Annotated in this window: 22 protein-coding genes and 1 pseudogene; 7 read left to right on the top strand and 16 right to left on the bottom strand. The window is 43.9% G+C overall.

The window, feature by feature from the left end:
• Positions 1 to 75: 75 nt before the first annotated feature.
• Together GTU69_RS08895 and GTU69_RS08890 are read left to right on the top strand one after the other, a co-directional pair.
• Complete coding sequence (locus GTU69_RS08895; RefSeq protein WP_166169857.1) at positions 76 to 1,443, top strand: LLM class flavin-dependent oxidoreductase; 1,368 nt, start codon at positions 76 to 78, stop codon at positions 1,441 to 1,443.
• Positions 1,444 to 1,743: 300 nt separating this feature from the next.
• Entirely contained in the window at positions 1,744 to 3,105 is a 1,362-nt protein-coding gene (locus GTU69_RS08890) for an LLM class flavin-dependent oxidoreductase (protein ID WP_166169855.1), read from the top strand.
• Positions 3,106 to 3,220: 115 nt separating this feature from the next.
• Here GTU69_RS08890 and GTU69_RS08885 read toward each other — a convergent pair whose 3' ends face one another.
• Together GTU69_RS08885 and GTU69_RS08880 are read right to left on the bottom strand one after the other, a co-directional pair.
• Complete coding sequence (locus GTU69_RS08885; protein ID WP_166169853.1) at positions 3,221 to 4,048, bottom strand: ABC transporter ATP-binding protein; 828 nt, start codon at positions 4,046 to 4,048, stop codon at positions 3,221 to 3,223.
• A gap of 37 nt (positions 4,049 to 4,085) precedes the next feature.
• Positions 4,086 to 4,301, bottom strand: coding sequence for a TOBE domain-containing protein (locus tag GTU69_RS08880; protein WP_086176493.1), 216 nt, complete (start codon positions 4,299 to 4,301; stop codon positions 4,086 to 4,088).
• A 229-nt stretch (positions 4,302 to 4,530) separates the two neighbouring features.
• On the opposite strand from GTU69_RS08880, the gene GTU69_RS08875 reads away from it, so the two are divergent.
• Positions 4,531 to 5,619: a sigma-54 dependent transcriptional regulator gene (locus tag GTU69_RS08875; RefSeq protein ID WP_166169851.1), complete on the top strand. Its 1,089-nt coding sequence runs from the start codon at positions 4,531 to 4,533 to the stop codon at positions 5,617 to 5,619.
• Between the two features lie 195 nt (positions 5,620 to 5,814).
• Here GTU69_RS08875 and GTU69_RS08870 read toward each other — a convergent pair whose 3' ends face one another.
• The 10 genes from GTU69_RS08870 to GTU69_RS08825 form a co-directional block, all read right to left on the bottom strand.
• Positions 5,815 to 6,645, bottom strand: coding sequence for an ABC transporter permease (locus GTU69_RS08870; RefSeq protein ID WP_166169849.1), 831 nt, complete (start codon positions 6,643 to 6,645; stop codon positions 5,815 to 5,817).
• A gap of 22 nt (positions 6,646 to 6,667) precedes the next feature.
• Positions 6,668 to 7,501, bottom strand: a complete 834-nt coding sequence (locus tag GTU69_RS08865) for an ABC transporter ATP-binding protein (protein ID WP_166169847.1) — start codon at positions 7,499 to 7,501, stop codon at positions 6,668 to 6,670.
• Positions 7,502 to 7,522: 21 nt separating this feature from the next.
• Positions 7,523 to 8,551, bottom strand: a complete 1,029-nt coding sequence (locus GTU69_RS08860) for an ABC transporter substrate-binding protein (RefSeq protein WP_166169845.1) — start codon at positions 8,549 to 8,551, stop codon at positions 7,523 to 7,525.
• Between the two features lie 11 nt (positions 8,552 to 8,562).
• On the bottom strand, positions 8,563 to 9,375 hold the full coding sequence (locus tag GTU69_RS08855; protein WP_166169843.1) for an ABC transporter permease: 813 nt from the start codon (positions 9,373 to 9,375) through the stop codon (positions 8,563 to 8,565).
• 2 nt (positions 9,376 to 9,377) lie between these two features.
• Entirely contained in the window at positions 9,378 to 10,220 is an 843-nt protein-coding gene (locus GTU69_RS08850) for an ABC transporter permease (RefSeq protein WP_166169841.1), read from the bottom strand.
• The gene (locus GTU69_RS08845; RefSeq protein WP_166169839.1) at positions 10,217 to 11,467 is read right to left on the bottom strand and encodes an MFS transporter; all 1,251 of its coding nucleotides are present in this window, start codon (positions 11,465 to 11,467) and stop codon (positions 10,217 to 10,219) included. The genes GTU69_RS08850 and GTU69_RS08845 overlap by 4 nt, the downstream gene beginning before the upstream one ends.
• A gap of 15 nt (positions 11,468 to 11,482) precedes the next feature.
• Entirely contained in the window at positions 11,483 to 12,538 is a 1,056-nt protein-coding gene (locus tag GTU69_RS08840; protein ID WP_166169837.1) for an ABC transporter substrate-binding protein, read from the bottom strand.
• A gap of 25 nt (positions 12,539 to 12,563) precedes the next feature.
• Positions 12,564 to 14,063 carry a carbohydrate porin gene (locus tag GTU69_RS08835; protein WP_166169835.1) on the bottom strand — a complete coding sequence of 500 codons (1,500 nt, stop codon included), beginning with the start codon at positions 14,061 to 14,063 and terminating at the stop codon, positions 12,564 to 12,566.
• A gap of 94 nt (positions 14,064 to 14,157) precedes the next feature.
• Positions 14,158 to 15,684, bottom strand: coding sequence for an amidohydrolase family protein (locus GTU69_RS08830; RefSeq protein ID WP_166169833.1), 1,527 nt, complete (start codon positions 15,682 to 15,684; stop codon positions 14,158 to 14,160).
• Between the two features lie 342 nt (positions 15,685 to 16,026).
• On the bottom strand, positions 16,027 to 16,875 hold the full coding sequence (locus GTU69_RS08825) for an SDR family oxidoreductase (RefSeq protein WP_166169831.1): 849 nt from the start codon (positions 16,873 to 16,875) through the stop codon (positions 16,027 to 16,029).
• 236 nt (positions 16,876 to 17,111) lie between these two features.
• Between GTU69_RS08825 and GTU69_RS08820 the strand changes: the two genes are divergently transcribed.
• The 3 genes from GTU69_RS08820 to phoR all read left to right on the top strand — a co-directional run bounded on the left by GTU69_RS08820 (position 17,112) and on the right by phoR (position 20,135).
• Positions 17,112 to 17,801 (top strand): TetR/AcrR family transcriptional regulator, encoded by a 690-nt coding sequence (locus GTU69_RS08820; protein ID WP_166169829.1) that lies wholly within the window; start codon positions 17,112 to 17,114, stop codon positions 17,799 to 17,801.
• Positions 17,802 to 18,040: 239 nt separating this feature from the next.
• Positions 18,041 to 18,751, top strand: a complete 711-nt coding sequence (phoB, locus tag GTU69_RS08815) for a phosphate regulon transcriptional regulator PhoB (protein WP_086196670.1) — start codon at positions 18,041 to 18,043, stop codon at positions 18,749 to 18,751.
• Between the two features lie 25 nt (positions 18,752 to 18,776).
• Positions 18,777 to 20,135: a phosphate regulon sensor histidine kinase PhoR gene (gene phoR / locus GTU69_RS08810; protein WP_166169827.1), complete on the top strand. Its 1,359-nt coding sequence runs from the start codon at positions 18,777 to 18,779 to the stop codon at positions 20,133 to 20,135.
• 11 nt (positions 20,136 to 20,146) lie between these two features.
• Here phoR and GTU69_RS08805 read toward each other — a convergent pair whose 3' ends face one another.
• The 3 genes from GTU69_RS08805 to GTU69_RS08795 all read right to left on the bottom strand — a co-directional run bounded on the left by GTU69_RS08805 (position 20,147) and on the right by GTU69_RS08795 (position 22,264).
• Positions 20,147 to 20,794 (bottom strand): glutathione S-transferase, encoded by a 648-nt coding sequence (locus GTU69_RS08805; RefSeq protein ID WP_166169825.1) that lies wholly within the window; start codon positions 20,792 to 20,794, stop codon positions 20,147 to 20,149.
• Between the two features lie 99 nt (positions 20,795 to 20,893).
• Complete coding sequence (locus GTU69_RS08800) at positions 20,894 to 21,292, bottom strand: OsmC family protein (protein ID WP_166169823.1); 399 nt, start codon at positions 21,290 to 21,292, stop codon at positions 20,894 to 20,896.
• Between the two features lie 24 nt (positions 21,293 to 21,316).
• Positions 21,317 to 22,264, bottom strand: coding sequence for a pirin family protein (locus GTU69_RS08795; protein ID WP_166169821.1), 948 nt, complete (start codon positions 22,262 to 22,264; stop codon positions 21,317 to 21,319).
• Between the two features lie 328 nt (positions 22,265 to 22,592).
• Between GTU69_RS08795 and GTU69_RS08790 the strand changes: the two genes are divergently transcribed.
• Positions 22,593 to 23,861 (top strand): GGDEF domain-containing protein, encoded by a 1,269-nt coding sequence (locus tag GTU69_RS08790; protein WP_166169819.1) that lies wholly within the window; start codon positions 22,593 to 22,595, stop codon positions 23,859 to 23,861.
• On the opposite strand, the pseudogene GTU69_RS17155 reads toward GTU69_RS08790, so the two are convergent.
• Positions 23,862 to 23,942 (bottom strand): annotated as a pseudogene (locus GTU69_RS17155) (restriction endonuclease); the annotation flags it as partial.
• Positions 23,943 to 24,124: the final 182 nt, after the last annotated feature.

The raw sequence follows: 24,124 nt of genomic DNA, 5'->3' as shown, positions 1-24,124 counted from the left end.
ATTTTATCGTATTTTTAAGCCTGAAAATTCCTTGTTATAACCAGCTGACAACATAAAAAACACAAGGTTTTTCTCATGGCTGAACGTAAAATCCGTCTTGGTGCTTTTATTCCAACCACTTCTCAGCATGCTGCCGGCTGGCGTCATCCGGACTCACGTCCGCAGAATCATTTAAATATTGACTATGCCATTGAGCTGGTCAAAACGGCAGAACGTGGTTTATTTGATGCCTACTTTTTGGCGGACACTTTAGCTGTACGCGGCGACTGGGGTTCCGCCACCAGAAAAGGCTGGGGTCTGGGCGATAAAGATACTGGCTTTGAACCAGTCACCCTATTCGCTGCCCTGTCTGCAGTGACGAAAAATATTGGTTTTGTCGCTACTGCATCGACCACCTATGAGCACCCATATACGCTGGCACGCAAATACGCCTCACTGGATCATATTTCCAAAGGACGTGCGGCATGGAATGTAGTCACCACAGCCTCTAAACAAGTCGCGCGCAATTTTGGCCTGTCCGAACATCCAGATGCCAAAAGCCGCTATGCACGTGCACATGAATTTATTGAGGTTGCACAGAAACTCTGGGATTCCTGGGAAGATGATGCCTTTGTATATGACAAAGTCTCTGGACAGTTTTTCCAGCCAGAAAAATTTCATGAACCTCAGCACAAGGGCAAATATTTTGAAGTGCAAGGAGCATTAAACGTACCGCGCCCGCCACAGGGCTATCCGGTGATTGTACAGGCAGGTCAGTCGGAAGATGGCCGTGAGCTGGCTGGAAAATATGCCGAAGTGATTTTTACTGCACAGCAGAATTTAGCCGATGCACAGGAATTTTACCGTGATGTGAAAGGTCGTTTAGCTAAATATGGCCGTCATCCGGATGACCTGAAAATCATGCCGGGTGTTTCGATTTTTGTGGCAAAAACGGCAGAAGAAGCACAGGAAAAATACGATCTGTTAAACAGTCTTATTCATCCACAAGTCGGTCTGGGTCTGCTTTCCGGTTTGGCCGGCGGAATCAATCTGGAACAATATGACATCGATGAGCCTTTCCCTGAACTGGATGAAAGCTTGATCAATTTTGGCAGTCGCCAGCAGATGATGATTGATATTGCCCGCAAGCATCATTTTAGCATCCGCCAACTGTATGAATATGTAGCCTCTGCACGTGGCCACTGGACGCTGGTGGGTACTCCTGAGCAGATTGTGAACCAACTACAAGAATGGTTTGAAAATGAAGCTGCAGATGGCTTTAATATTCTGCCACCAAGCACGCCTGCCGGTTTAAATGATTTTGTCGACCTGATTGTGCCTGAATTGCAACGTCGCAGTCTGTTCCGTACTGCATATGAAGGCAGCACCCTTCGTGAAAACTTGGGGCTGAAACGTCCGGAAAATCAGTACGTACTGGCGCAAAAACAAGCGCAGGCCTCTTAATTCAAGAACTACCCAAATGCCCTTCGGGGCATTTTTTATGTATTTTGAAATTCACCTCATTTTAATCTTTCTCATCACTACTTTGCCCCAAAGTATTCTTTTTTGAAGATCGACCTTATTTCATATAAGCACTGCATTTTTTCTACTGTTGTATTTGAAACAAAGTAACTTTTTTACTGCTGAACATTAAACACATAAAAATATTGTGTATTTTATATTATTGTTTTAATTATATTTTTAAAATGGCATGCATCTTGAAATAGACACTATTGAGAAAAATACACTTCATAGGATAGAACAATGACTAAGCGTCAAATTAAACTCGGTGCCTTTATTCCCACAACATCGCAACATGCTGCCGGCTGGCGTCATCCTGAATCGCGTCCGCAAGATCATTTAAATATTGATTATGCGATTGAACTGGCACGAACTGCAGAAAAAGGCTTATTTGACGCCTATTTCCTTGCCGATGGTTTATCGGTCAGTTGGGGTAATGCAAAAGAAGGCCAACGCGGTTTAGGCGACAAGGCGGTCGGTTTTGAACCGGTGACCTTATTTGCAGCCCTTTCAGCCGTGACCCAAAATATCGGTTTTATTGCCACCGCATCGACCACTTATGAAGATCCCTACATTTTGGCGCGCAAGTTTGCCTCGCTGGATCATATTTCAAAAGGTCGGGCTGCCTGGAATGTCGTAACCACAGCTTCAGCTGATACCGCACGTAACTTCGGCCTGGAACAGCATCCTGATCCGAAAACCCGTTATGAACGTGCCGATGAATTCATTGAAGTGACACAAAAACTCTGGGATTCCTGGGAGGATGATGCATTCCTTTACAATAAGGAAAGCGGCCAATTTTTTGATGTCAGCAAATTCCACGAACCCAAACATCAAGGAAAATACTTTAAAGTTGAGGGTGCCTTAAATATCTCTCGTCCACCACAAGGCTACCCGGTGATTGTACAGGCAGGTCAGTCGGAAGATGGCCGTGAACTGGCAGGCAAATATGCCGAAGTGATTTTCACCGCGCAACAAAACCTGGCCGATGCACAGGAATTTTACCGCGATGTAAAAAGCCGTCTGTTGAAATATGGCCGTCATGCCGATGATTTAAAAATCATGCCGGGCGTATCCATTTTTGTTGCGAAAACTGAACAGGAAGCACAGGAAAAATACCAGTTATTAAACAGCCTGATTCATCCCAAAGTTGGCTTAAGTTTACTGTCAGGTTTATCCGGTGGAATTAACCTAGAGAAATATGACCTGGATGCCCCCTTCCCTAAACTTGAAGATGCCGATATTAATTTCTCCAGCCGCCAGCAGATGATGATTGATATTGCGCGTAAGCACAATTTCAGCATTCGCCAGTTGTATGAATATATTGCCTCGGCACGTGGGCACTGGACGCTGGTAGGTACACCGGAACAGGTGGTCGATCAGCTACAGAACTGGTTTGAAAATGAAGCGGCGGATGGCTTTAACATTTTACCGCCGACTACCCCAGCTGGCTTAAATGACTTTGTTGAATTTATTGTGCCGGAACTGCAACGCCGTGGCCTGTTCCGGACCGAATATGAAGGCAAAACCTTACGTGAAAATTTAGGTTTGAAACGTCCTGAAAACCAGTATGTACTGGCAGATCAGCAAGTCAAAGCATCTTGATTGAAAAGCAATTGAATATCCCTCATTCGTGAGGGATTTTTTATCTCTGGCTGTTTTAAGCAGACATTAAAAAAACCTACTTTACGCAGGCTTTTGGATAAAATAGAAGATAGGATTACCAAGCAAATTGATAATCTGAAAACTTCGCTGCCGGTTTATTACGGTGTAACTGGTCTTTTAGCGGATCGCTAAAATCCGTCAAAATGTCATTTTTAATATTGTGCAAACGTACATCTTCACGTTTACGCGGATGGGCAACAGGGACATCAACAATACGTTTAATCCGGCCCGGATGGGGTTGCATCACTACTACACGATCCCCTAAAAATACCGCCTCTTCGACATCATGGGTCACAATCACCATGGTGATTTTTTCTGCCTGCCAAATTCGCTGTAATTCGTCTTGCAGGTTCTGGCGGGTTAAGGCATCCAGTGCGCCAAAAGGCTCATCCAGAAATAAAATTTCCGGACGATTGACCAGACTGCGGGCAATCGCCACACGCTGGTTCATGCCGCCTGAAAGCTGGGATGGATAGGCATTGGCAAAACTGGTCAGATTGACCAATTGCAGATGTTCATCAATCAGTTTGTCTTCTTCAGCCCGTGTCAGCTTACTCTGATGCAGTGCTATACGCACATTTTCACGCACGCTTAACCACGGAAAAAGACGGTGGTCTTGAAACACGATCCCACGCTGTAAACTGGTGCCAAAAATCTTTTTGCCATCCACCTGAATCTGGCCTTGATAGCTATTTTCCAGTCCCACCAATAAGCGTAACAGTGTGGACTTGCCGCAGCCACTGCTGCCGACAATACTGATAAATTCACCCGGCTGGATGTCTAAATTAATATCGTCCAGCACAGTTAAAGCGTCATTGTTTTGTGTCGGATAGGTTTTGCTGAGCTGCTGAATAGATACATGGCCTGTTGCTTGCTGTGTCATCTCTCAATTCTCCTGTAAAGCTTGAGGCACTGGCGAATTAAAGCTTCGCCAGGGACACTTCCGTCGATTTGATCAACACCACCACTTCAGAACCCACTTTAAGATCGAGGTCTTTGACTGAACGGGTACTGATAATTGAAGTAAACAGACCGGCTTTGGTTTCCACATTTATTTCTGAAACAACGTCACCTTCTAATACTTCTTGAATAATACCTTTAAACTGGTTACGTACATTTACTGAAGTAATTGCCATTTTAATTCTGCCTTTTGTTATTTAGAGATCTCTAATATAAAACAGATTATTGATTTGCTTTATCTTGATTTATCCTTTAGTTATCCCTATTTTTTTTATCTTTTAAAAAGATAAAGAATCCCAGCTTTAATTTATATCTGAAAGCGATAATAAAATACCGATATATTATTTATCATTCCATTTTAAATATTTCATGATGATTAATATTTTCAACAAGTATAAGAATCTCATGTCTATTTTAACCCACCCCAATGTACCCTCTGCCCTGAAGCATAAGCGTGCAACGGCGACGGTATTTGAAGATCCTTTATCACAGGCGCTGCTTGCCCGTATTGAACAGATTGCGCCAAGTGAAGCGAATGCGTTGATTATTGGCGACACCGGCACGGGCAAAGAACTGGTCGCCCGGCAGATTCACCAGCTCAGCCATCGTGCCAAAGGCCCATTTGTGGCAGTGAACTGTGGTGCTTTCACAGAATCACTGGTGGAAAGTGAACTTTTTGGACACGAAAAAGGTGCTTTTACCGGTGCAATCCATACCCGTGTGGGCTGGTTTGAAGCAGCCCATAATGGCACTTTATTTTTAGATGAAATTGGCGATTTATCGTTGTCGATGCAAGTCAAATTATTACGAATTTTACAGGAACGCGAAATCGTGCGTGTCGGTTCACTCAAGCCGATTCCAATCAATGTGCGCATTATTGCCGCGACCAATGTCGATCTGGAAAAAGCCGTACAGGACGGACGTTTCAGGGAAGATTTATTCTATCGTCTGCATGTGGCTTTACTCAGAATTCCAAAGCTTGCAGAGCGTCGCGATGACATTCTTCCGCTGGCAAAACACTTTATTCAAGTCTACCAGACCGACCCGCATGCGACCCCATTACGTCTCAGTCAACTGGCGCTCAAAAAGCTGACTTTGCACCCTTGGCCCGGCAATATCCGCGAGCTGGAAAACACCATTCATCATGCCGTTTTAGTCAGTAAAAATGGCGTGATTGAACCGGAAGATATTACTTTCTCCAGTATTCAATCGATTGCCCATAAAACTGAACCTTTTAGCTTTGCTTCAACTACTTCGGTGAATGGAACGATTAAGGATCTTCAGGATGCAGGACAACTTTTGGAACAGACATTTCAGCATATTTTTCAGTCTTCGGAACAGTTTAAACAGACCAATATCAATGAGCTGATTGAAGAAAAATTTATTCGCAGTGCCTATCAATACTGCCAGTACAACCAGGTACATACTGCAAAATTATTAGGCGTGACCCGTAATGTCATTCGTACCCGGTTAATTAAATATGGTTTATTATAAATATCCTCTCATTTATTTTATTATGCTTTTATTTTACTATTTAAATTTTAACCAGATAATAAAAAACCTCGATTTATCTATCGAGGTTTTTTATTAGGCTTATTTTATAAATTCCTTTTATTTCTCCCTATGGAAAAAATAAAGAGGGTGTGAATAATTATGAAAGAAGTCTATTTTAATGATCTTTATTTCTTATTATTCGACTGGATTACGTTTCCAGGCTGTAAAGTATTTTTCCAGCCCAATCAAAATATAATTAAACGATAATCCGACTAAGGTAATCACTAAAATTCCCACGAACATTTGTGGAATTTCAAAACTGAACTGTGAATACATAATCAGATAACCCAGTCCGGCTTTGGCACCAAACATTTCTACTGCCACCAAAGCCAGGATCGAGATCGCTCCGGCCAGACGGATACCGACAAATATGGTCGGTACAGAAGCGGGTAAAATCACTTTACGGAACAGTTGATAGGGTTTTAAACTCATAGTACGTGCAGATTTAATCAGTAGCGGATCGACTGTTTGTACACCGGTAATGGTATTTAAAAGAATCGGCCAGGTGCAGGCATAGACCAGCAAACTGATTTTAGAGGCTTCGCCAATGCCTAAAAATAAAATGAACAGCGGCATTAAGGCCAGTGCCGTGGTATTACGAAACAGTTCCAGTAATGGATTGAGGGTTTCCGCGACCAGTTTGTACCAGCCGATCACCAAACCCAGTGGAATGGCAATCGCTAAGGCCAGAACAAAACCAATGATTGAACGCTGAATACTGGCAAAGAAATGCGTACCCAATTGACCACTTTGATAAAGCTGCCAGGCCGTTTCCAACACGGTGGATAATGGCGGTAAAAATGCCGGACTGACCACACCTGTTCGAGGTAAGGTTTCCCAAAGCAATAAAAATAATATGATGGCAATGCTGCGTTTAAAAATGGTGTTCAGCCAGCTTAGTTCCAGGCGTGGTTTGGACGGGCTAAAGGCTTCGCTATGCGGAATCGCCTGTTGAGTCGATGACATGATGAATAATCCTCAATTTTATTTATGCGTGAGCAAGCTGTTTATCTTTTTCGAGTGCTTGTGCCTTAATCACTTCTTCGCTTAAAAGCGACCAGATTTGATGACGAATTTTGCCGTATTCAGCCATTGAACGAATGTCCTCACCTTTGGCTTTCAGGCTGACCGGAATGTCGATGACTTCCTTGATGCGTCCCGGTCTAGAGGTCATAATCGCCACGCGCTGGCTCAGGAAAATTGCTTCATCAATACTGTGGGTAATGAAAACAATGGTTTTTTTCGAGCTTTGCCAGATTTTAATCAGTTCTTCTTGCAGGGTTTCACGGGTTTGCGCATCCAGTGCGGCAAAAGGTTCATCCATGAGTAAAATTTCAGGTTCATAGGCGAGACTGCGTGCAATCGCGACACGCTGTTTCATGCCGCCTGAAAGTTCATTCGGATAATGCTTTTCAAAACCGGATAGCCCGACCAGTTGCAGGTAATACAAAGCTTTTTCACGGCGAGTTTTCTTGTCCACCCCTTTTGCTTCCAGACCAAATTCAATATTTTCCAAAGCCGTCAGCCAGGGATACAGCGCATATTGCTGAAATACAATGCCGCGATCCAAACCGGGTTGGGTAATTTGCTTGCCGCTGAGTAAAATCTGCCCCGAAGAGGGCTTGGTCAGTCCGGCAATCAGGTCAAGTAAAGTCGATTTACCGCAACCACTAGGACCCACGATGGAAACAAATTCACCTTGCTGAATATCTAAAGTGACATCTTCAACCGCCACGAATTCAGGTTTGTAATTTTTGCTATTGGGATGATTTTGTGCGGGAAAAACCTTACGCACATGATCTAAATTTAAAGCACTGGTCATGGTTATATTCCTTTTTTAATCTTAATTTTTTTGTGCCGCATAAGGATTAAATTCATTGCTGTACAGCGTGCTGACATTGAGCTGATGCGGTTTTAATTTCTGCTCTTGTACCAAAGCCTTGACCCAAGGCGCGAAGTCTTGGTCTTTTTGCACCCCACCCACTGCATGTACACCGGTTCCGGTATAAAACGGGATCAGGACTTTGGTTTCGTTGCGCTGACGTTTATCAATAATGCTTTCCATACGCGCAATAATTTGTTCTTTCGGGGTGTTGTGCAGCCACTCTTGTGCACGTGCCACACCTTTGACAAAGGTTTTGGCCAGCTCCGGGTTTTGCTCAATAAAGTCACGGCGCATTGAATAACTGCCGGCAGTAAATGGTCCGTATAACTCAATATCTTTAAACACCGGACGTACCCCACCGCTCTTTAATGCGCGTTTTTCCAAAATTCCCGAGAACACGGCAATATCAATTTGCCCATTGCGTAAGGCTTGCTCGGCACTGATTGGCGGCAAGACAATCAGCTCCACCTCACGGATTTCTTTTTCGGTTAAACCATGACGCAGTAAATAATCTTTCACGATAAATTCATAATGGGCACCAAAGGCATTCACTGCGACTTTTTTACCAATAAAATCGCGTGGGCTACGAATCGGGCTGTTCTCTAAAACATAAAAACCCACGTTCATGTCTTCATCACTGCCATACGAGGCAACTACAGGAACAACATCCAAACCTGCCGCAATCACTTTCACCACGGCGCCATTAAATGCTGAAGCAAAGTCGACATCACCAGAAACCAAAGTCAGTAAATCTTGTGGTCCGCCTTGTACCGTGCCGACGTAATCCAGTTTGATTTTGCCAAAATATCCCAGGTCCTGAGCCAACTCTGGCAAAGATACCAAACCCGGATAGCTTTGATAACGTAAATGCGTGACTTCTGACGCAGGATTTTTATCGACCTGCTGCGTGCTACAACCTGCAACCACACTTGCACCGATCACGGCAGCCAAGACCGCTTTTTGCCAAAATTTTGGGAGTATTTTCATTGTTATTTCTCCTAACTCCGCTGCTGCCAGCGCAGAACTTTTCGTTCTATACGAACAAGGATGCTGTTTAAAATCACCCCGACAAAACCAATGCTCAGCATGCCTAAAATAATCAAGGACACATTAAACTGCTCACGACCACGAATGACCAGATTACCCAGCCCAACGCCATAATTTGCCAGTAAAAATTCGGAACCTACGGTTGCCAGCCAGGCGAAAATCAAACCGAGTTGCAGACCGACAAAAATCTGTGGACTGGCGGCCGGTAAAATCAGCTTGCGGTAGGTATACAGCTTTGGAAACTGATAGACTCTTGCCACTTCACTGTATTTCGCGCTGATGCTGCTCACGCCTTCCAGGCTATGCAGGGCCACGGGATAGAACACAGAAAGGCTGATAAACAGGATTTTTGCACCGTTGCCGTAGCCTAAAAAGGTCGAGATCAACGGTAACCAGGCAAACAGTGAGACCTGACGCAATACGTTAAAACCAGGTGCAAATAACCAGTTGATCCAGCGTGTAGTCCCTAAAGCCACACCAAAGGCAACACCGAGTATTGCACCAATGGTATAACCGACAAAATTACGACTTAAGCTCGCCACAAAACCCTGCCAAAATTCGGCTTGGCTAATGCTCTGGATTGCTCCGTTGAATACCGTCAAGGGTGATGGAATCAGTTTGGCATCCAGCCACTGTAAAGCGGATGCCACGGCCCAGAGTGCAATAAAGGCGAGGGGTAAAATCAAGGCTTGCAGCACTTTAATACTTTTTTCCACAGCTGAATTTACACGGATGGCTGATTTTTCAAGACTGAGTTCTGACATGATTACCCCCCTACTCGCGTTGCGTAAAAACGAGCAAGGCGTTCAAAGGCAGCCAAACCACTGTCCAGAATAAAACCGGTGATGCCAATTAAAATAATGCCCATGAAAACAATATCCATCTGCATCAATTGACGTCCCCACACCATCAGGAAGCCAATGCCTTCACTACTTGCCAGTAATTCCACAAACACCAAGGCCAACCAGGCCTGCATCACGCCTTGGCGCAAACCGCTAATAATGGCGGGCAGGCTGGCAGGTAGAATGACTTTAGAAAAGGTCTGAAGTTTGGAAAATTGATAGACCTGTGCCACTTCAATTAAACGGTTTGGCACTTGCTGAATGCCTTTAAATGTTGCAATCAGTACCGGTGAAACCACAGCTAATGAGATCGCAACGATCTTCAAGGCTTCATCAATACCCAGGAAAATCATCAGCAATGGAATCCAGCCAATAATCGGGAATTGCGTCAGTAAATGAATACTCGGCAAGACAAAACGCTGCGCACGCTGTGATAATGTAAACCAGATCCCTAGGCTTAAGCCTACGCTCCCCCCTAAAGCCACGCTCCAGAAAATACGTTTGGCACTGGTGGCAAAGTGAAATTGCAGATCACCCGACTGCCAAAGTTCAACAGTTGTGCTCCACACCAATTGTGGCGCTGGCAAAATTTGCTCTGGCAACCACTGCTGCACGGTTGCCACATGCCACACCGCCAAAAACAACACCGGTAGCAGCAGACCACAAGCCAATTGCAAGGTTACTTTCAGGTATTTCTTAAAAAATTCAAATGTACTACGGTAACTTTGCCACTGTACCGAATGTGTGCTTACATTCGTAAGGCTCATGATTCTTGTCCTTCTGCTGGTTGTTGTGAATCATCAGGCTTTAAAAAAGAGAGAAATGCCTGATCACGAGAGATCAATAAAATCAGTCCGATAAAGGCCAGACCAATCGGGAAAAACAGGTTTTGCAAGCCGACACTGGCACCCAATACAGCCCCTAAAAAGCCGCCAAACAAGCCACCGGCTGGACCAACCAGCGCTACAATCGGCGAAATTTTTGCCATTGCGGTTTGCTCGCCGACTCTGGCAAATGCCATAAAGTTGGCAATGTGCAGCATGCCCAAACCGAGACCCAGCATCAGCGATGCCGGCCACATCCAGAATGTGACCGGGGTGATGGCTAAAATCAGTAAGGCACTGCCCATTAAGCTCAGTCCGATCCAGTAAAATTTCGGATAGCCAATCAGTTCGGCCCAGCCGCCCAAGGTAAATAAGGAACCGACAAAAACCAGGCCTTGAGTCGTCAACAACATGACTGCCGCCGATTCAGCCATAGAGAAACTTTGAATGGCGATAACAACAATGAAAAAACCAAAATAGTTATTGGCCAGACTGCTTAAAAACTCTAAAGCGCAGACCATACGTAAGGCAGCATGGGTTTTCAGTAATGCCAGTGGGGCAACTACATCTCGCCATTGAAAGTGAGGCGCATTGGTGGCAGTCTGAGGCACTTGCTGAAAGCAAAACGGGGCAAAAAATAGTGTGGCCAGAAACATCAAGGCAACACAGTAAAAACTGCTGCTATAACCAAAGTGCTGAATCAGCAAGACGGTTAAAGCCGGAGCAATCAGGAAAAATCCCATCATGTGCGAACCCCGGAACCAGCCTGCTTTGGCTGGCCCAAGACGCTTTAAATTGCTCAGGAAAACGGTATTAATCGAGACAAAGCGCATCGGCAAGACAAAGCTCACCAAGGCTGTCAATGCCAGTAAATACCAGGCACTTTCCTGCAGGGGGGTGAGTGCATACAAAGCTGCACCCATCACACTACCCAGACTAAAAACTTTCAGTGAACCGAGACGCTGCACCATGACCCCAATCGGCAGCGCCATCAGCAGAATGCCTGCACTTTGCGCTGCTGCAATCAGTCCCAACTGAAGCTCTGTTGCTTCGAGCTGCACGGCGTACAATGAGATCAAAATACGGGCAACACCAACGCCTAAACCGGCAATAATGGTCAAAAGTACAAAACTGCCCATGAATTTTGCGCTCAGGGGGCTAAGGACAACATTGCTTTCAATCGGATTCATAACCAGGTTCCTGAATTATTTCGGCTGACCATTGGCATTAAATGCACGCCAATAGTTCTGTAAATTCAGTTCTTTTAAGGCATTGTTTAAATACTTTGGCTCATACCAGGTTTTGGTATCGACATCACGACGTATTAAGCGGGCTTCTTTGGCAATTTTTAATGCGCTATCAATTTGTGCACGATGAAACTCATCCAGTAATGGCGAATTACGGTCTTTCAGGTTCCAGCCATCCCAGGTTTTTTGATAATCAACCAGTGGAATACCACTTTGTGACCACAGCTTATACTGGGTGACACGGTTGGCTTCTTCAGAACTCCATTTCGCTTGTTTAATGAATGTGGTGACTACACGTTGCGTCACTTCTGGATATTGTTTTTCAAAACTTTCGGTTACCCAAAAATGTGCTACAGGGGCAACTTTTGGATCTTTAATTTCAATGAGGGTTTTTGCAACTCCACGTGAAACCAGACTAAAGGGTAAAGTAATCGTGGCGTCGATGTCTCCTGTTGCTAGTGAAGTACGTGCAGAGTAAGTATCTTGTGAAATGACACGTAAGTCTCGCTCAGTAAAACCATATTTTGCCAATACACGATTAAATACGATTTGACCATTAGTGCCTTTAAAGATAGAGAATTTTTTACCCTTGAGGTCAGCGAAAGACTTCGCATTAGAACTGGCTGGTACCGCTACATATACTGGTCCAAAATGCCCTGTGGAAAACAATACTTTGGTTTTAAGACCCGTTGAACGACCTACCAATGACGGTAAGTCCCCATGTAAAGCAAAATCAACTTTACCGTTGGCTAAGGCTTCATTGGTGGCAGGTCCTGCACCCGGAAAAAATAACCATTTCACCGCAATGCCATCTTTCTTAAATTCCTGTTCTAACACACCACGTAAATGCGCTGAAGCAGCAAAGCTACCACCTACTTTAGGTTTGCCACCCTCACCGGCACTGGACATAGAAATGCGGATTTCTTTCGGGTTGGCGGCATGGATGTGTAAACTTAAACCAAATGCGGAGAGGGCTAGAAATGTTGCCGCAATTTTTTTAGAAAAAAGTTTCATTCAATCTGTTCCTTAACAATCAAAATTAAAAGGTGTACTGGAATTGCGCCTGCAATTCGTTGGTGTCTTTTTGGGTGGCAGTCTCAATGTCATAAATGTAGTGATTGAGCTGTAACTGGAATTTGGTGGTCTGGGCAAAAAACAGGTTTAAACCAAGTGAATGAATGTCATATTCACCTATACGGCCACTTGCGCTATCGAGATAATCTTTCTGATTTTTATTCGGGTTATAGCTGTCGTAACGATAGTAACCCTGAACCGATTTCGGCCAGAAATCATCAAACTTGGCATTGGATTTAATGCTGTTATAGAACTGGTCACCCAAGGTATAGAATGCAGTGACGGTATGGCCTTCTGCTTTGGCTTCTTTTATGGCTGGTACAGTCGTATCGATGTAATCGGTTTTGCCTTGCAAATATTCATAAGTCACGCCAAAGGGTGCATGGTTGTAATACACATCAAAACCCAGACGATCACGTTTGGCCTTGTTTTCGCTAATGCCTAAACCGGATAACTTTGCTTCGCCTTTAATATAGGAAGCACCGAATTTCAGTTCGCGAAGCCAGCTGGCATAATCCACAGGTAAGGTAAATGCCACGCGACCAATATAATCTTTGCTATTGTTGTCATCGGTTTTATTACTGCCATTACCGTTGGTCACCCCAAGCGCGTATTCAAACAACGGTGCACGATAGTTCGCGCCATAGTCCACAAATGGCTTGACATCACCACGCACAATCAAGCCATTTTGACGGGTAAATAAACCCAAATACGTCGGCGCAGTTGCAGTGCTGATGGTGGGGCGTAAATCTTCCGGAGATTGCACATCCAGACCAAATGGCAAGAGTTGTTGACCCAAAGTCAGGTTCAGTCTGGGAACTTCTGCACCGCCATTGGTTGAAAATACGTGATAGCGTAGGTAGGCATCCAGCAGGTTAAAGTTACTATTGTTAGTACCATCATTACGTTTTGAATAGCCAAAAGAGGCTTGATAGTCGAGGTTTTTGCCTTCGTTATAATCTTTAAATAAATTACCGCGCACGCCCAGCAATGCCGTACCGACATCGAAGCTTGATTTAGGCGTATTGGGTGCAGTGTTATTGTCCTGCACATTGGCACGCAGTTGCACCGTACCGAATAAAGTCGTATCGCGGGTCGACTTCACGGTTTGACGTTCATACTGACGAGACTGGTCATATTTATAGTTTTCGATATCGGCTCTTAAACCTTCAATATCGTCGGATGTTGCAGGGGTCGCTTCAGCCGTTAGGGTCTCTTCACCAGTTTCGCTGTCTTGATCCGTCAGCACTTCGCTGTTATCTGCATTCACAGGGGTTGGAACAACTGCTTTTTTTGTGGATGTCGAACTTTGCACTTCCACTGCATTTAAACGCTGTTGTAAAACTTCAATCTGCTTTTTGAGTCCCTCCAATTGCTTGTTGAGAGTGGCATCCTGGGCAAAGCTAAAACTCGATGTCGTCGTCAGAATAAATCCAATCGCAACAGTTAAACTCGTCTTTCTCATTGTTACATTCACTTCATCTATTGTTTTAAATACAAAATTTCCCCTACCCCATGCCAAAGGCATGAGGTTGTTTCAATTTTCCGAATAGTTAGGTTTAAGCGGCCTGATTGTTTTTCAGTTTGTGTTCAACTTGCGTGCCCTTGAAGAAATCAGGATTATTCGCGGTATAGAATTGGTATGGATTGGTAAAAACCAGGGCCTTGAAGTCTTCTGCCGTAATGGCACCTTCTTGCACCAAGTCCCAAGTTTCTGCCAACGGCTCAGTTAATTCAGGTACATCCCAATGGCCAGAATCTGATGAATACAGCGCATTAATTTTCTTACCAAATGGATTACCTTTAGGATTCAATGCACCGACAATGGTGCGGTCATCTGCTTCATTGCCAAAGTAGAAGTTTGGTACCCAGCGATCCCAGATGTCCTGTTTGTTTTGTATTTTGGCCAAGGCAAAATCATTTATTTCAGCTGGATTTTGCGTCTGGAAACGTGAAGTTGAAGCCACGCCAAATAAACTCTCGATAATCTCGGCTTCATTCAGTTCACGACCCTGGTACAGGGTATGTCCATATTGACGATAGAGCTCTAGCGCCAATTCACGGTTTAGCCGTTCCGGGTTGTACTGTTGCACATGTTCATTACCGCGTTTTTCAAAACGGTCAACCAGATGCGTCAACACGTTTTGCCCCCATGCTGCCCCTGCTTCTAACAAGGCAATACGAAGCTGTGGAATACGTTCAGTGACACCGCCAAAAAACAAGGCTTTGGCCAATGCTTCAGAGGCATCGGCAAAGTGGTTAATGTGGTTAATGTGGTTAATGTGGTTAAACATATAATTGCTTGGCGAGTTACGTGCTACCCAGCTTTGACTGCCCGAGTGCGTCGACAGGTTAATGCCCAAATCCACACTCTTTTGCCAGAACGGGTCGTAGTCGTATTCACTGTCGATGCCGAAGAAATCTAACCAGTAAGCATAACGACGCAGATCAGTATCTTCAGGATATTTCTCTGCAACAGCCTGAATTGGACGACGTACTGAACCGGGAATCAGTGCAGCTTTTAATCCCAATTTTTGTGCAAACTCGAGTTCCTCAATCCCTTCTTGCGGCGTATTCAGCGGAATCGCAGCCACTGGCGTCAGACGGTCGGCATAAGGTTGATAGATGTCGGCATGAAAATGGTTAATCGCACGGGTTAAGGACAGACGCAGGTCATCATTGGATGAATTAATTGGAAATAAAGACAGGTTTGGATAAAGCACAGTATAGTCCGTACCGAGTTCTTCTAGACGCTCATACAATAAGCCCGGTAAGGCAACCGTTGCCAAGTCATAGGTATTTTCTGAAGGGAGAGCCCAAAATGGCGGACGGAATAGACGACGGTTTTTACGTTCTTCCGGGCTGGCGTTGTACCACTCTGCCGCTAATGCGTTTAAACCATTACTTTTTAAATGGCTACGAAATACATCGACCACACGTGAACCCCCATACTGCGCAATATAGTCTTCAAGTGCAGGACTATAGGCATTGGTATGGATATCCGTATCAATCACCGGATAATCGAGCTGAGAACGCACTTGAGCAGCACGCGATTGTTTTGCCTTTAAATCTTTTAAAACTGTCATGAGGTTTACCTAATTTCTTATCATTACACCTCCCTGTTATTACAACAAGCGTGCCAACATTTTAATTTATTGTTTTATATAAACTTATTACCATTATCCCAACCAAACATGTTGGTTTTAACGCGATATGTGTGTTGATATTCCAACACTTGCTTATTTAAATTCAGCTGGTTTTTTTATTTTTATTTCTTATTTTTAGATATCAAATTATTTCTGAGTCTCTCCTATCACTTCAATTGACGGGTTAAAACTTAAAAAAGCATACTTTTGGGCGGATTTGAAAAGCTGCATTTCAGCACATAAAAAAACCCGCAATTTGCGGGTTTTTTTAAAAGCCGTATTTTAAGCCGATTTTTTGTTTTTATTGCTAAATTTGGTGGCAAATGCTGTAACACGCTGATAACCGGTCGGCAAAATGCGCTGGATTAAGTCCAGGGTTTTGGCATCATTGCCAATCAGCAGACGGCGCTTGTCTTTTTTCACCGCTTCCAAAATTTGGCGGGCAGCTTCTTCAGGCGGGCAACGTAATAATTTATTAAAAGACCTGGCCGATTTTTCCGGATGCATGCCTAAAGACCGTATGCTGTCATTCATTTTTGCCGCATTGGCAATATTGGTACGAATACCGCCCGGATGTACACAGAGTGCACTCACGCCACAGTTTTCCAGGTCCAGTTCCTGCCGCAAGGATTCGGTAAAACCGCGCACCGCAAACTTGGTCGCGTTATAGGCAGACTGGGTCGGCTGTGCGGTTAGACCAAACAGACTGGAAATATTGATAATATGCCCTTCACCCGATTGCTTGATTAAAGGCAAGAACTCCTTGGTGCCATACACCACGCCCCAGAAATTAATATTCACAATCCATTCCAGTTCTTCGTAACTGGCCCCTTCCACGGTTGAACCCAATGCCACACCGGCGTTGTTAAAAATCACGTTGACTGAACCATGATCCTGAACAGTTTCAGCAGCCCAGGCGCGCACTTCTTCCAGTTTGGCCACATTGACTTTTTTTATTGTCACACGGACATGACTGTCTTTGACCAGTTCAACTGTTTTCGCCAAACCCTGTTCATTGACATCACTTAAAGACAAATGACAGCCTTGCTTGGCCAAAAGTACGGCCAATTGCTGCCCAATACCCGACCCTGCCCCAGTAATGGCTGCGACTTTATTTTTAAAATTTTTCATGAGCTATCCTTATTCAGCTTGCTGCCTCATCCATCTAAACATCTCGATTGTTTTTCTGTCTGGAAGATTGCAGTTCATCCATCCAATATAATTTTGACAATAACCATTGTCAATATAATATATCGTCTATTGATCCCTGTACTGGCAAAGCTGCAGCTTTGTTTTAAACATAGGTCTAAAGATAAATTATTGTTAATATAAGGCAAAATCTCGATTTCATTCGGCACACCACATCTATGACTGAACAGCACAAAAATTTCGAAGAAAATCAAAATAAACCGGCAAAAACCAAAGAACGTCAATTTAAAGGGATGTCTTTAAGCGAACGTAAACAGGCACGTCGAGAAAAACTGATTGAAGCCGGAATTGAAGCCTATGGTACACATGGTTTTTTTGCAGTCACAGTCAAGGATATTTGTACGGAAGCCAAACTGACTGAACGCTATTTCTATGAATCTTTTAAGAAAAGTGATGAACTGTTTCAGACCATCTTTTTAAAGCTGATTGATCAGTTGCAGCACAATGTCACGCAGGCGATTATGCAGGCATCCACCGATCCGCGGAAAATGATCGAAGCCGGTTTAACCGCCCTACTCACCACCTTAAAAGACAATCCGGGTATGGCGCGGATTATTTATATTGATGCCATGCTGGTTCAGGAGCTGCATAACCAGGCCACCATCCATGAAACCATGTCGCGTTTTGACCGTATGATTCATGCCTTTGTGATGCTGATGATGCCGAACATTAACCGCTCTGAACGTGAAATTTCGATGATTTCGACTGGCCTAAATGGCTATGTCACGCAAATCGCCATCCGTTGGGTAGTCAGTGGTTTCAAGCTCTCCATAGAGGAGGTACTGTCTTCTTGCAGTATCGTTTTTTTATCGCTGCTTGATACTTTTTCGAAAAAAGAAAAAATATGATTCCGGCACAGCCCTGGTCACCAAACTGTCAAAAAATACTCAACACCTTGAATTTAATATATTTATCTAACTGATTTATTTTAAATTCTTGATTGTATCTTATCAAAATTGTGACAATTTTTTTGCGAAATTCAGCCAGACTACCTATTCTGCAATGATACTGTCATAATTAATCTTTGTAATAAGCCTGTCATAAATATAAAACGGTCCACCGTTTACGTGAAATAGGGTATTGCGCTGTGAAAGATGACTATATATTAATCGTCGATGATGAGCTCCCGATCCGGGAAATGATCCATACCTCGCTGGATATGGCGGGCTTCCAATGCCTACAGGCTGAAGATGCCAAACAGGCCCATCAAATGATTGTGGATCAACGCCCTGTGCTTATTCTACTCGACTGGATGTTACCGGGTGGTGTCAGCGGTGTAGATCTGTGCCGCCGTCTGAAACGCGATGAAACCCTATCAGAAATTCCCGTGATCATGCTCACTGCCCGCGCTGAAGAAGACCATAAAGTACAAGGTCTGGATGCCGGTGCAGATGACTACATGACCAAACCCTTTTCTACCCGGGAACTGGTTTCCCGCATTAAGGCCGTGTTACGCCGTGCCAATGCCTTAAACGGTGAAAAAACCATTGATGCTAATGGTCTGGTACTCGACCCTGTCAGCCAGCGGGTCAGTCATGGTCAGAATATTTTAGAAATGGGACCCACGGAATACCGTTTATTGGCCTTTTTTATGACGCATCCGGAACGTGCCTATACCCGTGCTCAATTGCTGGATCAGGTCTGGGGTGGTAACGTATATATTGAAGATCGTACCATTGACGTACATATCCGTCGTTTGCGTAAAGTGCTGGAACCGTTTGGTGCAGACCGTTATGTACAAACGGTTCGTGGTACAGGTTACCGTTTTTCTACCCGCGCAGATGTCGCTTTAGGTTAGTCGTCATTTAGGTCAACTATATTTTATGTATGAACCCTACCCCGTCCCGGAAATTGCGCGAGAACATAAACAGTTCCGTTACAGCAGTTTATGGACTTTTGCCAAGCAAGATTTACGTCTGCTCGCCTTTTTATTGCTGATCGCAGGTTTAATCGGTTTAGGGATTGGGTATTTCTGGATTTTTATTCTCATCGCCCTTACGGTGTTTTTTGCCTTGCAATTGCGTTCACTGTATCTGGTCAATGAATGGATTTCCAACCGTCCTTATGATGTGCCACCCAGTTTAAATGGCATCTGGGGAGCCTTGCTGTTTAATGTCTATCGTTCGCAGCGTCAGGAGCGTATTGTTCAGGCAGAAATGGTCGGCCTGATTGATCGGGCGCAATCTTCACTGGTGGCGCTGGCTGAAGCGGTGGTACTGATTGATGATCTGCACCAGATTGAATGGTGGAATCCGGCTGCAGAAAAACTCCTGGGTATTCAACCGTTAGATCGTGGTCGCAATATTTTAACCATTCTGCGCCAGCCCAGTTTTATTGAATATTTTAACCATATTGACGAAGCACCCGATGGCCTGAAAATGAAATCTTCGGCCTTTGAAGACCATTATGTACAAGTCAAAATGACCCGCTTTGGTGGGGAAAGCCGCTTACTGGTGGCTTATGACGTGACCCGCATGCATAATCTGGAACAGATGCGCACAGACTTTGTCGACAATATTTCCCATGAATTACGTACCCCGCTTACCGTACTCAGTGGTTATATTGAAACCTTTACCGATCAGGAAGATTTAAACCCGCGCTGGAAACGTGCCTTCGACCAGATGCAGGCGCAAACCAAGCGCATGAATGCCCTGGTGAATGATTTATTGCTATTGTCGCGTTTAGAAAATGACAAAAAAATCGCGAAAAACCAGATTATTGAAATGCCAAGTCTGATGAACCAGCTGTTTGATGACGCACAAGCCTATAATGTCGACTATCACCATGCGCTCAATCTCAACATTGACAGCCATTGCGACCTGATCGGTTCCGAGACCGAGCTGGCCAGTGCCTTTAGCAACCTGATTACCAATGCCATTAAATACACCCCTAAAGGTGGAACCATTACCATGGGCTGGCATGATGACGGTGAACACGGTATCTTTACCGTTCAAGATACCGGCATCGGGATTGATCCCAAACATTTGCCACGTTTAACCGAACGTTTCTATCGTGTGGATAGTGCGCGTAGCCGTCAAACCGGTGGCACTGGCTTAGGTCTGGCCATTGTCAAACATGTGCTGATGCAACACGGCGCACATCTGGAAATTGAATCCAAAGAGAATGAAGGCTCGACTTTTAAAGTCATTTTCCCTAAAGAACGCTTGTACAAACTCTGCTAGACCTGCCTATTTTAAGTTAGGCTTTGTTCCTTAAACCTGGCTCGCTGAAAAGCAGGCCGTTCCTCAAGACGTTTCAGATATTTGGTTATATTGGGATATGAACCAGATGTTCTGGATTGAATGGCATCGAGTGGAAACCACATCTGAATATCGGCAAAAGAAAATGTTCCAGCAAAATATTCATGCTTGGACAAGTAATCTTCCAGATAAGCAATATGATCTTTTAAACGCGGATGAATAAATCCCGCCTTCACGCCGGAAGTAATTTTATGTGCCACTGGCTTAATCAGCCAGGGTACACGTTTCGGTACATTGTTCATCACCAGTTGCATCAGCAATAACGGCATTAAGGAGCCTTCGGCATAGTGCATCCAGTAACGGTATTGTTGCTGATCTTTTTTAGCCTTCGGTTTAAATTTCTGCGCTGTATCATAACTTTCTTGCAAATGCTGCAAAATCACTGCCGATTCAACAATCGTCTGGTCCTCATCAGTCAAGATCGGTGCTTTAGCCAAAGGATGAACCAGTTTTAATTCAGGCGGTGCAGCAAATGTTGGTAAACGTTTATAAAACTTGACCTGATAATCTTGAGCCAGCTCTTCTAGAGCCCATAAAATTCGAAAAGAACGCGATTGATCTAAATGGTGCAGTGTAATCATTATTTTTTGACCTCTATTTTTATATTTTGATCATGACCGATCGGCTGGAAAAATGACATTCTGCTTTGCACACAATGTCATGGCTATCGGATCATGGATTTAAAGCAGAACCGTGTTAATGTCCAGACTGCGTAACAGCGTCTTGGTGACTGGTGTTTTACTGCTAATGTCTAAAATTTTTTGTTTCAGTTCATCCGATAATGGCTGGGCAAAAGACAAACGACGTTCAATCCACTCTTTACCTTCTTTATTGCTATTAAAATCGGCTTCTACGGAAAATTGACCGAGCTCCATACCTTTGTGACTGGCATACATGCGCAAGGTCATCATGGTACAGGAAACCAGACCGGAACAAATAAAATCATAAGGAGCAGGACCCCGATCCTGCCCACCCAAGGATTCAGGTTTATCCGTCATAAACTGGTGTTTGCCACTTTTCACCTCGCCTGACCAAGGTTCATCCAGGCTCTGTACTTCTGCATTTGCAATAATGACCATATTCAAACATCCTGAATTTTATTGTTATTTTGAGGATCGCATTTTATTGGGGAATGCAGGTGCTTCCAGGCGAGGTCCCGGATAGTCAGGAATGGTGCCAAAACGGTCATCCTGATTCATCCAGTGGTCACGGGCTTGGCACAGCTCTTCCTGAGTCCGCCCGACAAAGTTCCACCACAGTAATATTGGTGACTCGAAAGGTTCGCCACCCAATAGCAGTACTCGACTGCCTTTATGTAACCGGATTTCAATTTCAGTCATACCTGGTTCCAGCACGACCATGTTGTCGTCTGTCAGCTCATGACCGTTGACTTCAGCAGCCCCCTCCAGCGCCATAAAGCCATATTCAAATTCCGGATTCAATGGAATTCTGGTGGTGGTGGATTCCTGTGCAGTTAAATCCACACCCAGCAATTCGCTATGCACTGCAACCGGGGACCGGGTTTGCAAGAACTCCCCTACCAGTACGGTAAATTCAACCTGATCTTTTTCCACCATAGGCAATTCCGGATAATGATCAAAACGCGGCGCCATATTAATCTTGTCATCCGGCAAGGCAATCCAGAGCTGCGCAGCGTGCATATGGGTTTCGGTTTCCGGTGCCACTTCAGTATGGGAAATGCCATATCCTGCGGTCATTAAATTGACCTGTTTGGGACGAATCAGCTGTTTGCTCCCCAAGCTGTCGGTATGCATCATGGTGCCTTCAATCATCCAGGTAAAAGTCTGCAAGCCAATATGCGGATGTGGTCCGACATCCAGACCATCACCTTGAGGAAAAGTCACGGGACCCGCATGATCCAGAAAGCACCAGGCTCCAATTAAACGCTTATGGCGACTGGGCAAGGCGCGCTTAATCACGGTGCCCTGTCCAATTTCCGCACTACGCAAAGGAAATTCCTGAATAAAGCGGTTTACGTATTTTTCACAATCGTCTGAATTGGAAAGCTCTGTATAGCTGCTATTGGTCATATGACTATCCTGAATTTCATGAACGCAACTGTTCTTGTAAGTCCTACCTATTGTTATCAATCATATAGACTCTTCATCATTCAGCCTATAGTTAAAGTTAGTACGCTGAATACAATGGACAGGCCAATATTATTTTTGAAATTTTCTTCATAAAACAAGGTCTAAACGCGATAAATGATTGACTATTTTTACCCTATTCATATGAATTTTATAGGAAAAAAATTTTTTGTCACAATTATAGCGATGACTTACCCAGTCTTCTGTATACAGATATTTTTCCTCAGCATACTATTTCTCCCTGACCAATCTGCTATAGAAGAGGATAATCATGTCCCAAGGACAGCAGGAAAATTTTCATTACTCTGAAAATCAAGAATATAATCATATCGGGAACAATGAAGATAAATATTCAAATATCGGAACTGCCATTTTACCCAAGCAGCTGTGTACGCTCGCCAATCAAAAACAGATAGAACACCAACTAGAACATCCTAGCACCCGTATTCCGGAACAATTTCAACAATACTATCTGGATTATCAAAATAAGCACCAACGACAGTTTTTAAAATGCGTCAATTTTATTGGTCAGCTGACTTTTTTAAGCTATTTCTTTGTCGATTGGGTTTTATTACCGGACATTGGCATGCTGTCTGGTATTGCACGGCTCAGTCTTGTCATCTTGGCACTGTCGATCAACTGGCTGGCTTTCCGCTACTGCAAGAATATTAAAATTCTGGATAGCTTGCTGCCAGCCTCTGTTGCAGCTGCAGCTGCAATATGGCTTGAACTGCTGTATTTATCACATAGTCCCGTTGTAAATACGTATCTCTACGCCAGCATCATTTTTATTTTATTGGGCAATTTATGCATACAGGTATCTTTTCGTAATTCCATTTTTAGTTCTCTGCTGATTAGTGCGGTGATTTTTAATGGCGTATTCAGGTTAGTCAGCGTCCAGGAACTGATTTTATTTTCACTCATTTACGCGCCGGTTTTATTGCTCAGCATGTATATTAGCTGGAATAACACCTTAAATTCAAAACGTAATTTTTTACGGGTGTTACTCAATGACTGGAACTATTACACCTTAACTGAAATGGCGCATACGGATGAACTGACCCAGCTATATAACCGCCGACAATTTTTACAACTGGCCGAACAGAACATACAGCAATGGCCCAAATATAATTTAACCTGTCTATTGATGTTTGATATCGACTTTTTTAAGAATATTAATGATACATATGGTCATGATGTGGGAGATGAAGTGCTGCGGGTACTGGCTGATATTACTCGCCGGGAAATGCGTCATAGCGATGTACTGGCCCGTTTTGGGGGGGAAGAATTTATTGCTTTGCTACCCGATACCACACTGGAAGATGCGATGAATATTGCCAACCGCTTATGCCGAAAAATTGAAAGCCATCAAATTTGTGTTAAAGATAAGTGCTTTTTTAATTTCAGTGTGTCGATTGGGGTATCTCAACTGCAGCCAAATCAAAGTGATTTAAACCTGCTGATTAAAAATGCCGATATTGCACTCTACCAAGCCAAGAAAAATGGACGCAATCAGGTGGCGATTTATACCCATGAATAATTAGAAATTATCCTCATCGAAACGGTCTTGGTCTATTTTATAAATATGAAAACTCCGCTCGACTTGCATACTCAAGCCGAATTTAGTGGCTCAAAATATTTATTCCTATTCTTCAAAGATTAATTTTTTAAAATATAAAAAGAGCGCCTAAGCGCTCTTTTTATTGGAACAATTCTAGGTTTCTAAACTGCCGCGCGCATCTTGCACAAAATTCAAAGCAATGCTTTTAATTTTGCTCATGGCGTAATTTAGGCAGGAAGCAG

The organism is Acinetobacter sp. SA01, assembly GCF_011319235.1.
Lineage (GTDB): Bacteria > Pseudomonadota > Gammaproteobacteria > Pseudomonadales > Moraxellaceae > Acinetobacter.
The sequence above is the reverse complement of the archived record's forward strand: the minus strand, read 5'-3'. Positions and strand labels throughout refer to the sequence as shown.

Coding starts and splice junctions, on each gene's coding strand:
- GTU69_RS08820 (WP_166169829.1), top strand. CDS start 17,112: ATGACTGAACAGCACAAAAATTTCGAAGAAAATCAAAATAAACCGGCA.
- GTU69_RS08895 (WP_166169857.1), top strand. CDS start 76: ATGGCTGAACGTAAAATCCGTCTTGGTGCTTTTATTCCAACCACTTCT.
- GTU69_RS08865 (WP_166169847.1), bottom strand. CDS start 7,501: ATGACCAGTGCTTTAAATTTAGATCATGTGCGTAAGGTTTTTCCCGCA.
- GTU69_RS08850 (WP_166169841.1), bottom strand. CDS start 10,220: ATGAGCCTTACGAATGTAAGCACACATTCGGTACAGTGGCAAAGTTAC.
- GTU69_RS08800 (WP_166169823.1), bottom strand. CDS start 21,292: ATGGTCATTATTGCAAATGCAGAAGTACAGAGCCTGGATGAACCTTGG.
- GTU69_RS08870 (WP_166169849.1), bottom strand. CDS start 6,645: ATGTCATCGACTCAACAGGCGATTCCGCATAGCGAAGCCTTTAGCCCG.
- GTU69_RS08860 (WP_166169845.1), bottom strand. CDS start 8,551: ATGAAAATACTCCCAAAATTTTGGCAAAAAGCGGTCTTGGCTGCCGTG.
- GTU69_RS08805 (WP_166169825.1), bottom strand. CDS start 20,794: ATGATTACACTGCACCATTTAGATCAATCGCGTTCTTTTCGAATTTTA.
- GTU69_RS08840 (WP_166169837.1), bottom strand. CDS start 12,538: ATGAAACTTTTTTCTAAAAAAATTGCGGCAACATTTCTAGCCCTCTCC.
- GTU69_RS08795 (WP_166169821.1), bottom strand. CDS start 22,264: ATGACCAATAGCAGCTATACAGAGCTTTCCAATTCAGACGATTGTGAA.
- GTU69_RS08790 (WP_166169819.1), top strand. CDS start 22,593: ATGTCCCAAGGACAGCAGGAAAATTTTCATTACTCTGAAAATCAAGAA.
- GTU69_RS08885 (WP_166169853.1), bottom strand. CDS start 4,048: ATGACACAGCAAGCAACAGGCCATGTATCTATTCAGCAGCTCAGCAAA.
- GTU69_RS08875 (WP_166169851.1), top strand. CDS start 4,531: ATGTCTATTTTAACCCACCCCAATGTACCCTCTGCCCTGAAGCATAAG.
- GTU69_RS08890 (WP_166169855.1), top strand. CDS start 1,744: ATGACTAAGCGTCAAATTAAACTCGGTGCCTTTATTCCCACAACATCG.
- phoR (WP_166169827.1), top strand. CDS start 18,777: ATGTATGAACCCTACCCCGTCCCGGAAATTGCGCGAGAACATAAACAG.
- GTU69_RS08855 (WP_166169843.1), bottom strand. CDS start 9,375: ATGTCAGAACTCAGTCTTGAAAAATCAGCCATCCGTGTAAATTCAGCT.
- GTU69_RS08845 (WP_166169839.1), bottom strand. CDS start 11,467: ATGAATCCGATTGAAAGCAATGTTGTCCTTAGCCCCCTGAGCGCAAAA.
- GTU69_RS08825 (WP_166169831.1), bottom strand. CDS start 16,875: ATGAAAAATTTTAAAAATAAAGTCGCAGCCATTACTGGGGCAGGGTCG.
- GTU69_RS08835 (WP_166169835.1), bottom strand. CDS start 14,063: ATGAGAAAGACGAGTTTAACTGTTGCGATTGGATTTATTCTGACGACG.
- GTU69_RS08830 (WP_166169833.1), bottom strand. CDS start 15,684: ATGACAGTTTTAAAAGATTTAAAGGCAAAACAATCGCGTGCTGCTCAA.
- GTU69_RS08880 (WP_086176493.1), bottom strand. CDS start 4,301: ATGGCAATTACTTCAGTAAATGTACGTAACCAGTTTAAAGGTATTATT.